We start from the raw sequence: 12,968 nt of genomic DNA, 5'->3' as shown, positions 1-12,968 counted from the left end.
CTGCCGCAGAGCATGAAGCGGTCGTTCTCGATCGCCATCGGCGGCAGGCCGATATCCTCGAACAGCTTGCCCGAGACCATCAGGTCGGTGATCCGGCCGCGGTTGCGGAACGGCTCGCGGGTCACGGTCGGGTAGTAGACCAGCTGGTTCGAGATCATCTCGCCCAGGAACTCGTGGCGCGGCAGCGTCTCGGTGATGGTCTCGCCGTAGGCGAGTTCCTGCACCTGCCGGCAGCCGTGGACCAGCACGACCTTCTCGAACCGGTCGTAGGCCTCGGGATCCTTGATGATCGACAGGAACGGCGCCAGGCCGGTGCCGGTGCCCAGCAGGTACAGGTTGCGGCCCGGCAGCAGGTTGTCGAGCACCAGCGTGCCGGTGGGCTTCTTGCCGACGATGATCGGGTCGCCGACCTTCAGGTGCTGCAGCTTCGAGGTCAGCGGGCCGTCCTGGACCTTGATCGAGAAGAACTCCAGCTCCTCCTCGTAGTTGGCCGAGACCACCGAGTAGGCGCGCAGCAGCGGCCGGCCCTCGACCTCCAGGCCGATCATGGTGAACTCGCCGTTGCGGAACCGGAACGCCGGATCCCGCGTCGTGCGGAACGAGAACAGGTTGTCGGTCCAGTGGTGGACCGACAGAACGCGCTCCTCGTAGAACTTGCTCATCGACGGATCAGTCCTCGCTCAGGCGGACGCCGGGTCGGCAGTCCCGAACAGGTCGAGCAGCTTGCCGCCGCGGCCGTCCCACGCCGCGGCGTCGTCGGCCGGCTCGGTCCTCTCGGTGATGTTGGGCCAGAGATCGGCGTACTTGGCGTTGAAGGTCTTCCAGCCCGCCATCGCCGGTTCGGTGTCGGCCCTGATGGCATCGGCCGGGCATTCGGGCTCGCAGACGCCGCAATCGATGCACTCGTCCGGTTTGATCACCAGCATGGTCTCGCCGACGTAGAAGCAGTCGACCGGGCAGACCTCGACGCAGTCGGTGTACTTGCAGCGGATGCAGTTCTCGGTGACGACATAGGTCATGACTTCGCACCTCGGCGCAGGGGTCAGAGCAGCGCGGGGAGATCCTGGCCCTCGAGATCGATCGCCAGTCCCTTCATCGCCTCGGCGCTGACCTCGCCGCCCATCGCGCGCAGGCTCTCCTCGCGGATCAGCGACATCAGGCCCCGGCGCAGGCCCAGGAACTCGGACGACAGGGTCAGGGCCGGCTGGCGCGGGCGGGGCAGGGGCACCACGACCTCGGCCTTGATGCTCCCAGGTCGGGCGGTCATCACGTAGACGCGGTCGGAGAGGAAGATCGCCTCGTCGATGTCGTGGGTCACGAACAGCACCGAGATCTTCAGGCGCTGCCACATGTTGGTGAGGATCTGCTGCATGATCAGCCGCGTCTGCGCGTCCAGGGCGCCGAACGGCTCGTCGAGCAGCAGGATGCGCGGGCCGGTGGCGAGCGCGCGCACGATGCTGACACGCTGCTTCATCCCGCCGGACAATCGGTCCGGATAGTGGTTCTCGAACGCCGTGAGCCCGGCGAGGCCGAGCAGCGTCCGCGCCTGACGCTCGCGCTCGCTGCGCCGGACGCCCTTCATCTTCAGGCCGAACTCGACGTTCTCGCGCACCGTCTTCCAGGGAAACAGGGAGTATTGCTGGAAGATCATGCCGCGATCCGCGCTCGGTCCCGCGATCGCCTCGCCGTCGACGGTGACCCGCCCGGACGACGGCTTGAGGAAGCCGGCCAGCGCGTTGAGCAGCGTCGACTTCCCGCAGCCCGAGGGCCCGATGATCGACACGAACTCGCCGGGATGGACGGTGAGCGAGGCGTTCGAGACGGCCTCGACGGACCCCTCCATCGTCTCGTAGCGCAGGCAGAAGTCGCTGACCTCGATCAGGCCCCGGCTCGATTCGGCCATGGCAAGCTCCCGATTGGTGACGCGCGTGAAGGACCGGTCCCGCGAGGGCCGCGCCGGGCGGCCGGCCGAGGCCTAGCGGGCCGCGGCCCAGGGCATGACGAGGCGGCCCACGAGACGGATCGCGAAGCTGGAGCCGAGGCCGAGCAGCCCGATCGTGATCATGCCGAGGGCGATGTCCGGGTACTGGACCAGCGAGTAGGCTTCCCAGGTGAAGTAGCCGATGCCGAATTGGCCGGAGATCATCTCGGCGGCGATCAGCGAGACCCAGGCCACGCCCATGCCGACCGTCAGCCCGGTGAAGATCTGCGGCAGCGAGGCCGGCAGGTAGACTTCGCGGAACACCGCCGCCTCGCGGGCGCCGAGGCAGCGTGCGGCCCGCACCAGGACCGGGTCGACCTGGACCATGCCCTGGAGGGTGTTGATCAGGATCGGGAAGAACGAGCCCAGGAAGGTGATGAAGACGATCGAGCCCTCGTTGGTCGGCCAGAGCATGATCGCCATCGGCACCCAGGCGATCGCCGGGATCGGCCGCAGCACCTCGCAGATCGGGAAGGCGATCTCGCGCAGGAGGCGGTAGCGCCCCATGAGGAGCCCGAGCGGCACGGCGACGCCGCCGGCCAGGAGAAATCCGAAGAGGATCCGGCGGCAGGAGATGAGCACGTGGTCGCCGAAGTTCGGGCTGCGCAGGGCGATCGCCGCGCGGTCCACGACGTCCATCGGCGTCGGGATGTTCAGGAACCGCACGTAGAGGGTCACGCGGTTCGCGGTCAGATACTGCCAGAGCGCGACGAACAGGATCAGGGAGGTGAGCCCGATCAGCGCGGCTCGGAACGCGCCGTGATGCAGCCGCAGCCAGCGGCGGACGCGGCCGGTCGCGGGGCGGGCGGACGCGGCCGGCGGCGGGAGGGGCGCCGCCCGCGGCGGGCGCGACTCGGCGGCGGGCCGGCGAGCGACAGCTTCCATGCGGTTCTAGCCTCCCGTCACAGCGGCCTTCAGGGCCTCGTCGTAGGGCATCACCGTGCCGCCGCCCCGCGCCGCGGCCTCGGCGTCCTGCTTCAGCAGGAACGGCGCGATGCCGCCCTTGCCGTCGACGACGTAGAAGGCCTCCCGGGCGAACAGCTTGATGCCGCGGGCCGTGTCGAAGACGTAGGCGACGTCGACGGCCTGCCCCTTGGACTTCATCTCGTTCAGCGCGCCGAGCGTGCAGGCCGCGCTCGCGTAGGGCTGGATCGCCCCGCCCTTCACCCAGATCTCGCCGGCCTTGCGCGGCTCGGTGACGGGCCTCTTGCAGTACGTGTCCTCGCCGCGCACCTCGTAATTGGCGGTGCTCGCGCGCTGCTGCGCGTAGTCCAGGCCGCGCTCGGCGAAGACCTTGCGCAGCGGCCCGTCGTCGACCCACGGACCGACGTCGAACGTCTTGATCCGGTCGAGCCGCTGCAGGACCTTGACGTCCTCGCGGGCGGCCTCGACCAGCTGCGGCTTGATCGTGGGATCGACGGTCATGATCCCGCCGGGCCCGAGGAAGATGTAGACCACCTCCTTGTCGGTGCCGGTCCAGGCCGCGATCTGCTCGGCGGCGCGCTTCGGATCGGCCTTGACCCAGGCGTCGGCGTCGAGGACGGCCTTCAGGTAGGCCTCGACGATCTCGGGGTAGCGGTCGGCGAAGTCGGAGCGCACGACCACGCCGTGCCAGGTCGGGAGGTTGGTCTCGACGCCATCGAACACTTTGCGCGCGAAGCCGCGGAACGGCAGAAGCTCGGCGAAGGGGACGAAATCCGCGTGCGCGTCGATCTTCCGCTCCTGGAGATTGGTCGAGCCGACCTCCGGGCTCTGGCTGACCAGGCGGAAATAGGTGGCCGGGTAGCCCTTGTCCTGCAGCGCCTTCAGGACCATCCCGTGGGCCGCCGACCCGAAGGGCACGCTGACGACCTTGCCTTTCAGATCCTCGAAGGAGAAGTATTCGGAAGCCTTGTTGACCACGATCCCGTTGCCGGATCCGTGGAGATTGTAGGCGGCGACTGCGATCAGCCGCGATTGGCTCTCGGGATTGTTCTGGAACGTCGCGCCGTTGACGACGAGCGGGTAATCGCCCATCGCGCCGAACTGCAGCTTCCCGGCCATCATGCCGTTCGTGACCGGCGGCCCGGACGTGAAGTTCTGCCAGTCGAGCTGGATGGTCGTGCCGGCGTACTTGCCGGTCTTGGGCAGGTACTTCTCCAGCAGCTTGAGCTGGCGGATCACCACGCCGACCGTCGCGGTGTTGGTCGTCGTGTCCTGCGTGCCGATGCCGACGGTGAGGGTCTCGGCGCGGGCCGGTGCCCCGATCCCGGCGCCCGCCAGCGCGAGGAGCGCGAGAGCGGAGACCGATCTGAGCCCGGGAAATCGTCCAGTCATCGCCCGCTCCAACATTTCGGCCCGATGTCGCGAAGACATCGACGGCATGATCGGGCGCTGCGGCGCGTCCGATCAAATGCCGAGGACGCCTGCGGGTCGATTAGTTGCGCAAAAAAGTCGAGCGGCTCCGGATGTGCTGCAGTTTTGTGCGGGACGCTCGCGTTTTAGGCGCATTCCTCGCCGCCGCGCATCGCCGCCAGGATGTCCGGACGCAGGACGACGATCTGCGTGCGCCGCGTGACGAGGACGCCCTGCTCCGAGAGCCGCTTCAGGCTGATCGTCACCCATTGCCGGGTGGCGCCGACCATGTGGGCGAGGTCGGCGTGCGTGAAGGTCGCCGCGATCACCGTCCCGTCCTCCTCCGCGACGCCGTAGAGGTCGCACAGGTGCAGGAGCAGGTGGGCGAGGCGCTCGGTGATCGAGCGGGTCCCGAGCATCTGGGCCAGGGTCGAGTAGCAGCGGCCCTTGAAGGTCAGGCCGTCGATGACCCCGATCGCGAGGGCCGGGATCTGCGTCACGAGCTGCCGGAGCGCCTTGGCCGGCAGGTGCAGCACGCTGGAATTGCTCGCCGCCATGCCCGACCACTTGTGGAGGCCGGCGCCGAACACGTCGGGACCGCCGACGAAGTTGCCGGGGTACCAGTAGGCCAGCGTGATCTCGCGACCGGACGGCGCGGCGTAGAAGACCCGGATGCGGCCGCTCTCGATGATCCAGATCCCGTCGTTGGGCGTCTCCTGGGTGAACAGGGTCGCGCCGCGGTAGAGCACGCGGCGCCGGCCCTTCTCCAGCACGAGGGCGACCTCGCGCTCGGTCAGCCCGTCGAGGAGAGGGCGCTGCCCGGTTCCGGCCTTGGGCGCGGCCTCGGACAGCAGGAGGGCGCTCGCCTGGGTCTGGAGCCCCGCCGGGGCCTGAGACGGGCGTATCGGCGCCGTGGTCTGCATTGCCGCCTCCAGCAACCTACCTGCCGCGGCGCAGCAAACCCTGTACCAGCTCTAAACTGGCCGCCGGCACCGGCAGCGTCTGGATATCGCGGAGCCGAGCGGACGTGAAGCGGCGCCGCACCCGGAGGATGCGGCGCCGCGACGAGGCCGAGACGGCCGGATCGATCAGGGGCGTCCCTGACAGCGTCCGATCGCCCACTGGATGAGCTTGCGCACGTCGGGATCGGGATCGTTGGCGGCCGCCTCGAGGGCCGAGAGGCCTCGCGGGTCGGCGATCTCGCCGAGGGCTGCGGCCGCCTCCTTGCGCAGGTTGCTGACCTCCGAGGTCAGCGCCCGGCCCAGGATCTCGACGGCCGCCGGCGCCCGGATCCGGCCCAGGGCATTGGCCGCCTTGGTGCGGACCTGCCAGACGGGATCGTCCATCACGGCGATTAGGGGCGCCGTCGCCTCGGGCAGCCGGATCTTGGCGCAGGAGACGGCCGCCTCCTCGCGAACCTGCCAGTGCTCGTCGGACAGGCCGGCGATCAACGTGCCGATGCCCGGACCGCCGGGGCGCAGGAAGACCAGCGCCGCCATCGTGGCGCGCCGGACCGTCGGGTCGGGATCGCCCGCGGTGGCGATCAGCGCCGGCAGCGCTTCCTCGGCCTTGAGGTAGCCGATGACGCCGAGACCTTCGCGGCGCACCTCCGGGGACGGACTCTGGAGCGCCTTCAGTGCGGCCGACAGGGCGTCCGGCAGGACGAGCTCGCGCAGGGCCCGCAGGGCGGAGGCCTGCACGAACGGGTCGGTGTGCGCGGCGCGCTCGATCAGGAGCGGCCCGCAGGCCGGCTCCTTCTTCTCGGCCAGGGTATCGGCGGCGGTGCGGCGCACGGCCTCGTCGTCGTCCTCCAGGGACCGCACGAGGCCCTCGACGACGTCCGCGCCGTCGTGCTCGTCCAGCGCCTTGGCCGCCGCGGCGCGGACGGCCGCGTCCGGATCGCCGAGGCCCTTGAGGAGCAGGACCTTCGCCGCGGGGCCGACGGCCTCGGCGAGCTCCATCATCGCGACGCGCCGGACGCCGGCGTCGGCACTCGCGCAGCGCTCGGCCACGTCGTCGAGATCGTCGTCGAAGGAATCGAACACGGGGCTCATGGTCGGCCTCAGCGCAGCAGGTAGGGAATATTGACCTTGACCGCGTTCGTCGGGCAGTCGACCTCGCAGGGCATGCAGTACCAGCACTCGTCGTACTTCATGTAGGCCTTCTGCCGGGTCTCATCGATCGCGAGGATGTCGAGCGGGCAGACGTCGACGCAGACGCGGCAGCCCTTCTCGGCGATGCACTTGGCGTCGTCGATGACGACCGCGGCGCTGCTGGCCTGATTGATGATCGGCATGGATCGATCTCCGGTACGGGGCGGGATTACTCGGCGGCGGCCGGCGTCTTGATGCGGAGCTGGTGGTAGGCGCCCATCTCCTCGGCGGCGACCGGCACGATGAACGGGTCGACGGCGCGCTTCGCGTGGGCCATCCGGCCCTGGCCGTCCTTGAACAGGACCGTGTGGCAGGCCCACTCGGCGTCGTTCGTCTCGGGATAGTCGACGCGCAGGTGGTAGAAGCCCCAACGGCTCTCGGTGCGGTAGAGCGAGGCGGCCGCCGCCATGTCGGCGCAGTCGAGGATCGTCTGCATCTCGAGCGCCCGGTGCAGCTCGTGCGGGTCGCGGGCGCAGAGCAGGTCGAGGTCCTCGCGGATCTCGGCGAAGCGGCGCTGGCCGAGCTCCATCTTCGCCGTCACCTTCGGCGGCTCGAGATAGTCGTTCACCAAGCGGCGGGTCTTGAACTCCATCTCGTGCGGGGTGAGCCCGTCGACGCGCCGGGTCGGCGCCAGGACCCGTTCGCGCTCGACGGCGATGTCCGCCGGGTCATGGTCGGCGAGGGCGTTGGCCGTGCAGTAGGCGGCGGCGTCGGCCCCGGCGATGCCGCCGTTCACGAAGGCGCCCAGCATGTAGTTGTGCGGCACGCTCGCCATGTCGCCGACCGCGTAGAGGCCGGGGACCGTCGTGCGCGCGAACTCGTCGACGAAGACGCCCGAGGCCGAGTGGCCCGAGCAGAAGCCGATCTCGGAGATGTGCATCTCCACGGGACGCTGGCGGTAATTGGTGCCGCGCCGCTCGTGGAAGCGTCCGCGGGAGGGGCGCTCGTTCGAGTGCAGGATCGTCTCGATCTCGGAGATCGTCTCCTCGCGCAGATGGTCCATCTTGAGGAAGACCGGGCCGTTGCCGCCCTGCAGCTCGCGCCAGAACTCGAGCATCATCTGTCCGGACCAGTAATCGCACTCGATGAAGCGCTCGCCGCGATTGTTGGCCGTGTATCCGCCGAACGGGCCGGTGACGTAGGCGCAGGAGGGGCCGTTATAGTCCTTGATCAGCGGGTTGATCTGGTAGCACTCGAGGTTCGCGAGCTGCGCGCCCGCGTGGTAGGCCATCGCGTAGCCGTCGCCGCAATTCGCCGCGTTCTCGTAGGTCCCGAACAGGTACCCGGAGGCCGGCAGGCCGAGGCGGCCGGCGGCCCCGCAGGCGAGGATCACCGCCTTGGCCTTCACCACCAGGAACTCGGAGGTGCGGGTGTTGACGCCGATCGCTCCGGCGATGCGCCCGTCCGCGCCCTTGAGCAGGCGCGTCGCCATGTACCGGTTGGTCACGCCGACCTGGAGGCGGCGGAGCTGCCGGTAGAGGACCTTCTTGACGTTGTGCCCTTCCGGCATCGGCAGCACGTAGGTCCCCATGTGGTGGACCTTGCGCATGTTGTACTCGCCCGAGCCGTCCTTCTCGAATTTGACCCCGAGCTTGTCGAGGTACTGGATCATCGGGAACGACCCCTGCGCGTAGGCCATCACCGCCTTCTGATTGACGATGCCGTCGTTGGCGACGGTGATCTCCTTCACGTACTGCTCGGGGGTGGCGTAGCCCGGCACGACGGCGTTGTTCAGCCCGTCCATGCCCATGCTGATCGCGCCCGAGCGCTTGACGTTGGCCTTCTCCATCAGGACGACCCGGAGCTTCGGATCGGCCTCCTTGGCCTTGATCGCGGCCATCGGACCGCCGGTGCCGCCGCCGATCACCAGGATGTCGGTCTCGATAATCTCGGTCTTCGTCGCGGATTCGAACGCGTTCATGGCAAGATCTCGCGTCAGGTCAGGGGCGGGGCGTGTGGGATCGCCGGAGGATCGGATCGCGCGGTCAGGCGGCCTGCGCGGCGTCGGGCGGGTCGTCGACGGCCTCGGCGACGAGGGCGCGCAGGTAGGACCAGGGGAAGATCCCGCGGGCGTGGCCGTCGGAGAACGCGATGTGGACGGCGTAGCCGCCCATCGGTTCGACCCGCGCGACGGCGATGTCGGCGGCGGCCTGAGGTAAGCGTCGCTCGACCCGGTCACGGGTGCACCACGCGCAGCGGCAGCGCAGCCGCAGCCGCTCCGCCGACAGCGTCGCGGTCAGCCCGTCGCGCCATTGCAACCGGAGGCCGGTCCCGCCGCGCGCGAGGGTGGCGGCCTCCGGGATCGCCTCGGGATCGAACGGGGGCGGGTTCGGAACCCCGGTCGCGTGGTGTGCCATCCGCTCCTCCTCTGTGCCGGCGTCACAGAAGCCGAGGGGCGGGCGATCCGACAGCAATTAGTTGCTCAGAATCTCAGTCAGGCTGCCGGCCGTGGCGACACCGACCGGCTCGGAGACCGGAGCCGGGCCATCCGCCGCGGCCGCCCGCGGACAGCGACCGCCCGGTGATCCGGACCTACGGCTCGGTCGTCTTCGTCTCGGGCCCGCAGATGCCCCTGAGTGCCGTCCAGGCGGCGCCGGACAGGATCTGGCGTTCGGCCGCCCCAGAGCCCGCCTGGGCGCGGATCGCGGCGGCGCGCTCGCGCGTGAAGGGATGGCTGCGCAGCAGGTCCAGCACGTCACTCTTCCCGTCGTGCTTGTCCTTGGCGATGCGCTCGAGGATGTCGGCGAGCGCCGCGCCGTTGCCGCCCGCGCGGGTCATGAGGTCGACCGCGTAGGCGTCCGCCGCCCGCTCGGCGTCGCGGCTGTAGCCGGCCGAGAGCACCGCGTCGCCCAGCGCGATGATGATGGTCGAGCCGGTCAGGTCCCCCAGGACGAGGCTCAACAGGAACGAGGTGCCCGACGCCCGGATGAGGGAGCGGGTCGGATCGCGTCGGCGGACGTGGCCGAGCTCGTGCGCCAGGACCGCCGCGGCCTCGTCGGCCGAGCGCGCCCGCGCGATGAGGCTCGAGAGCACGATCACGCGGGCGCCCGGCAGGGCGAAGGCGTTGGCCGTGCCGTGCCGGCGCACGCTCACGGCCACCTCGGGAGGCAGCGAGCCCTCCGCCCGACCGGCCGCGACGAGGCGGGCCACGAGCGTGTCGAGCGCGGCGCGGCCGGCCGGTTCCGCGCAGGCCGGCGGGTCGCCGAGGAAGCGCAGGACCTGCGGTTCCGCCACCGCCCCGAGCCGCGACTCGGCCGCGTCCGGCACCAGCGGGGCCAGCAGCCCGGCAATCTGCGGGACGCCGAAGACCGCCACGAGCAGGACCGAGAGACCGGCCGCGAGAGACCAGAGCACGAGCCGCACCGTGCCGCCCGAGCGCTCCCGGCGATGGAGGTCCGGGCAGCGCGCCGCGAGCGCGGCGGCGAGCGTCGCGTCCGAGAACTCCACGCGGACCGGCTCGCCGGCCGGACCGATCCGCATCAGCGGCGGCAGGGAGACGGCGGCGCGCAGGTCGAGCAGGTTCCAGTCCTGGGCGATCCCGGGCCCGGAGACGCGGAAGCGGTCGTCGAGGCGCAGCGCGACGGGATGTGCCCGCGCGCTGACGCCGTCGAAGTAGCGGCCCTCGACCTCGATCGGCGTCGCGTCGATCGCCTGGGAAGCGCGGGTCAAGCGTCAGAAGCCGATCTGGAGCGCGCCTCCGACGTCGAGCGCGTCGGCGAGGCCCTCCTGCAGACCGCTGCCGGCACCGCGGGACGAGGCGAGGACGGCATCCAGGGCTTCGGGATCCGTCACGGTCGTGCTCGTCGCGACCGCCGCCCACAGGCGGGCCTGCACCACGCGCACGTAGAGCACCGCGAAGAGCGGCGCGCCGACCAGGTAGATGACGACGACGAGCCAGTGGAGCATGCTGAGATCGCCCGCCGCCCGTGCGGCGAAGATCAGCAGAGCCGCGACGAGGCCCAGCACGACGAGGAAGCCCAGGAGCGACAGCATGTAGACGATGTACGGCCAGTAGAACTGCCGCGCCTTCAGGCTCGAGATGAGGCGGGCGTGACCGAGGCTGGCGGCCCCCATGAACGCCCTCGTCTCGCGGGCGCGGTAGTACGGGAGCAGGAGCAGTGCCGCGGGCACGCAGATGGCGGCCACGAAGCCCATCGCCTGGAGGAGAATGCCGATCTTCGAGGCCGCGTAGGCGGGGTTGAGGATCGTCTGGCCGGCCTTGCCGCCGGGCTTCGGTACCAGGAGGTCCGTGGGCAGCGAGAAATCCGTCGCGACCAGGAGGGCGATGCCGAGCCCGATCAGCGGCCCCAGCCCGATTACGTACAGCAACAGCCAGGGGCCGAGCACGCTGCGTCCCCGCGCCGTCGAGTGCATCCGGCTGGTCCCGACCAGGGTGTGGTCGATGCGGTAGCGTTCCAGGCTCGCCCGCATGAACGGGAAGGCCAGGCCGAAGGTGACGAGCGTGAGCAGCCACCAGCCGCCCGCGCGGGCTGCGTAGGCGAGGCCCGAGCCGTCCTGCCCGAGGCGGATGCCGCGCCAGAGCGTCCGCATCGCGCGGTAGCGGCGCCCGCGGTAGATCGCGAATTGTCCCAGCAGGAACAGGAACACGAAGGAGATCACCACCGAGAACGGGGCGAGCGCGGGCGCGACGAGCGAGAGCGCGAACAGCGCGACGTAGATCGGCACGAGGATCGCGAGCGCGACGAGGAAGCCGAGGAACAGTTCCTTGCCCGTGCCGGTATACTCGGCGGGCGAGCCGTCGAGCGCGGTGCGCTCCCAGAAGAAGCGGCGCAGATTGGTGACGTACCAGAATCTGTAGATGCCGAAGGTCACGATCGAGAGCAGAAAGCCCTTCAGCGCCAGCCAGGTGAGACCTTTCACCCGCGGGTCGAAGGTCACGGCGGCAACGCGCGTGCCCGGAGCGCCGCTCCGCGTGTCGAACTGGGTGCCGGTTGCCAAATTCATGGATCCGTCGATCGTCCCGCCGCGTTTCGCGGCCAGACACTAGGAAGGAAGGCCTGCGCTGACCAGTTCCGCGCGACCCCAATTCTGTCCCGTCCCCCCAATGTCGTGCAGCGACCGCTCGAAATGCGGGGCGTCGTTAACGCGCGGTCTCCGGTTGCCGGACACGCGTTGCCGGGCGATGCGACCGAGCCGCCTCGACGGCGTGCGCACCGCGCCCGGCCGCAATTGGGCGCGTCCCTAGCCCAGGACGGACAGAGCGGCCGCGAGGTCGGCGACCAGATCGTCCGGGTGCTCGATCCCGATCGACACCCGGATGGTCGCGTCCGTGATCCCGAGCCGGTCGCGCACCGCCTTCGGCACGCCGGAATGGGTCGTGGAGGCCGGGTGGCTGGCGAGCGACTCGGTTCCGCCCAGGCTGACGGCGAGCTTGAACAGCTGGAGGCCGTTGAGAACCCGGAACGCCTCGGCCTCGCCGCCGACGATGTCGAACGAGAACGTCGAGCCCGGCGCCGCGCACTGCTTGGCGTAGACCTGCGCCTGCCGCGATCCCGGCTCGAGATGCGCGAGGTGGTGGAGGCGCGCCACCTTCGGGTGCGCCGCCAGCATCCGGCCGACGATCTCGCCGTTGCGGTTGGCGGCGCTCATCCGCAGCGACAGGGTCTCGAGCGAGCGCCCGAGCATCCAGCAGGAATGCGGGTCGAGACCGGTCCCGATCGCCGAGCGCAGAAGCCGCACCGGCTTCATCCGCGCCGCCGAGCCGAGGGCGGCGCCGGCGATCAGGTCGGAGTGGCCGCCGACATACTTCGTCAGGGAGTAGACCGAGATGTCGGCGCCTTCGCGCAGCGGGTGCTGGAAGAGGGGCCCGAGCAGGGTGTTGTCGCAGACGACGACCGGCGCCTCGCCGCCCTGCCGGGCGCCGATCTCCTCGGCGACCGCCCGGACGAGGCCGAGGTCGACGAGGGTGTTGAGCGGGTTCGAGGGGGTCTCGACCATGACGACGCTGACGCGTCCCGCGCCCGCCGCGCGGTCGGCCGCGGCGCGCACGCTCGCCGGATCGGTGCCGTCGGAGAACCCGAACGGCGCGATGCCGAACCCGGCCAGGGTCTTGGCAATCAGGGTCTCGGTGCCGCCGTACAGGGGTTGCGAGTGCAGGATCGCGTCGCCGGGCCGCGCGAAGGCCAGGATCGTGGTGGCGATCGCCGACATGCCGGAGGAGAAGACCAGCGCGGCCTCGGCCTCCTCGAAGACGGCCAGCCGGTCCTCGACGATCTCGCTGTTCGGGTGATTGAAGCGCGAGTAGACCAACCCCGCCGCCTCGCCGACCGGCGGTTCGCGCCGTCCCGAGACGTAGTCGAAGAAGGCTTTGCCGTGCTCGGCCGAGGTGAACACGAAGGTCGATGTCAGGAAGACCGGCGGCTTCACCGCGCCCTCGGACAGGGCCGGGTCGTAGCCGTAGCCGAGCATCAGCGTCTCGGGACGGAGCGGGCGGTCGCCGAGCGCCTTCCGGTGGTAGCGGTCGTCGGACATGCTGGCCT

General features: G+C 70.2%; 13 protein-coding genes. All 13 read right to left on the bottom strand.

Annotated elements, in window-relative coordinates; all coding sequences use genetic code 11:
* On the bottom strand, positions 1-662 hold a 662-nt coding region (locus H288_RS0127565), incomplete at its 3' end, for a ferredoxin--NADP reductase (protein WP_020095803.1).
* 18 nt (positions 663-680) lie between these two features.
* Positions 681-1,019 carry a ferredoxin FdxA gene (gene fdxA, locus H288_RS0127560; RefSeq protein ID WP_020095802.1) on the bottom strand — a complete coding sequence of 113 codons (339 nt, stop codon included), beginning with the start codon at positions 1,017-1,019 and terminating at the stop codon, positions 681-683.
* 23 nt (positions 1,020-1,042) lie between these two features.
* Positions 1,043-1,903, bottom strand: coding sequence for an ABC transporter ATP-binding protein (locus tag H288_RS0127555; protein WP_020095801.1), 861 nt, complete (start codon positions 1,901-1,903; stop codon positions 1,043-1,045).
* A 72-nt stretch (positions 1,904-1,975) separates the two neighbouring features.
* Positions 1,976-2,866: an ABC transporter permease gene (locus tag H288_RS0127550; RefSeq protein WP_020095800.1), complete on the bottom strand. Its 891-nt coding sequence runs from the start codon at positions 2,864-2,866 to the stop codon at positions 1,976-1,978.
* A gap of 6 nt (positions 2,867-2,872) precedes the next feature.
* The gene (locus tag H288_RS0127545) at positions 2,873-4,297 is read right to left on the bottom strand and encodes an ABC transporter substrate-binding protein (RefSeq protein WP_026605340.1); all 1,425 of its coding nucleotides are present in this window, start codon (positions 4,295-4,297) and stop codon (positions 2,873-2,875) included.
* A 164-nt stretch (positions 4,298-4,461) separates the two neighbouring features.
* Entirely contained in the window at positions 4,462-5,238 is a 777-nt protein-coding gene (locus H288_RS0127540; RefSeq protein ID WP_020095798.1) for a Crp/Fnr family transcriptional regulator, read from the bottom strand.
* Positions 5,239-5,403: 165 nt separating this feature from the next.
* On the bottom strand, positions 5,404-6,369 hold the full coding sequence (locus H288_RS0127535; RefSeq protein WP_020095797.1) for a HEAT repeat domain-containing protein: 966 nt from the start codon (positions 6,367-6,369) through the stop codon (positions 5,404-5,406).
* 8 nt (positions 6,370-6,377) lie between these two features.
* Entirely contained in the window at positions 6,378-6,611 is a 234-nt protein-coding gene (locus H288_RS0127530) for a ferredoxin family protein (protein ID WP_020095796.1), read from the bottom strand.
* A gap of 26 nt (positions 6,612-6,637) precedes the next feature.
* Positions 6,638-8,389 (bottom strand): fumarate reductase/succinate dehydrogenase flavoprotein subunit, encoded by a 1,752-nt coding sequence (locus H288_RS0127525; RefSeq protein ID WP_020095795.1) that lies wholly within the window; start codon positions 8,387-8,389, stop codon positions 6,638-6,640.
* Between the two features lie 64 nt (positions 8,390-8,453).
* A complete protein-coding gene (locus tag H288_RS0127520; RefSeq protein ID WP_020095794.1) occupies positions 8,454-8,825 on the bottom strand; it encodes a DUF971 domain-containing protein in 372 nt (123 codons plus the stop codon).
* A gap of 175 nt (positions 8,826-9,000) precedes the next feature.
* Complete coding sequence (locus H288_RS0127515) at positions 9,001-10,137, bottom strand: M48 family metallopeptidase (RefSeq protein ID WP_020095793.1); 1,137 nt, start codon at positions 10,135-10,137, stop codon at positions 9,001-9,003.
* A 3-nt stretch (positions 10,138-10,140) separates the two neighbouring features.
* Positions 10,141-11,433 (bottom strand): YjgN family protein, encoded by a 1,293-nt coding sequence (locus tag H288_RS0127510; RefSeq protein WP_020095792.1) that lies wholly within the window; start codon positions 11,431-11,433, stop codon positions 10,141-10,143.
* A 237-nt stretch (positions 11,434-11,670) separates the two neighbouring features.
* Positions 11,671-12,960, bottom strand: a complete 1,290-nt coding sequence (locus H288_RS0127505) for a cystathionine gamma-synthase family protein (RefSeq protein ID WP_020095791.1) — start codon at positions 12,958-12,960, stop codon at positions 11,671-11,673.
* Positions 12,961-12,968: the final 8 nt, after the last annotated feature.

The sequence above is a fragment of the Methylobacterium sp. 285MFTsu5.1 genome, from assembly GCF_000383455.1.
In the GTDB taxonomy this organism is placed as follows: domain Bacteria; phylum Pseudomonadota; class Alphaproteobacteria; order Rhizobiales; family Beijerinckiaceae; genus Methylobacterium.
The sequence above is the reverse complement of the archived record's forward strand: the minus strand, read 5'-3'. Positions and strand labels throughout refer to the sequence as shown.

Coding starts and splice junctions, on each gene's coding strand:
- fdxA (WP_020095802.1), bottom strand. CDS start 1,019: ATGACCTATGTCGTCACCGAGAACTGCATCCGCTGCAAGTACACCGAC.
- H288_RS0127555 (WP_020095801.1), bottom strand. CDS start 1,903: ATGGCCGAATCGAGCCGGGGCCTGATCGAGGTCAGCGACTTCTGCCTG.
- H288_RS0127550 (WP_020095800.1), bottom strand. CDS start 2,866: ATGGAAGCTGTCGCTCGCCGGCCCGCCGCCGAGTCGCGCCCGCCGCGG.
- H288_RS0127545 (WP_026605340.1), bottom strand. CDS start 4,297: ATGACTGGACGATTTCCCGGGCTCAGATCGGTCTCCGCTCTCGCGCTC.
- H288_RS0127540 (WP_020095798.1), bottom strand. CDS start 5,238: ATGCAGACCACGGCGCCGATACGCCCGTCTCAGGCCCCGGCGGGGCTC.
- H288_RS0127535 (WP_020095797.1), bottom strand. CDS start 6,369: ATGAGCCCCGTGTTCGATTCCTTCGACGACGATCTCGACGACGTGGCC.
- H288_RS0127530 (WP_020095796.1), bottom strand. CDS start 6,611: ATGCCGATCATCAATCAGGCCAGCAGCGCCGCGGTCGTCATCGACGAC.
- H288_RS0127525 (WP_020095795.1), bottom strand. CDS start 8,389: ATGAACGCGTTCGAATCCGCGACGAAGACCGAGATTATCGAGACCGAC.
- H288_RS0127520 (WP_020095794.1), bottom strand. CDS start 8,825: ATGGCACACCACGCGACCGGGGTTCCGAACCCGCCCCCGTTCGATCCC.
- H288_RS0127510 (WP_020095792.1), bottom strand. CDS start 11,433: ATGAATTTGGCAACCGGCACCCAGTTCGACACGCGGAGCGGCGCTCCG.
- H288_RS0127505 (WP_020095791.1), bottom strand. CDS start 12,960: ATGTCCGACGACCGCTACCACCGGAAGGCGCTCGGCGACCGCCCGCTC.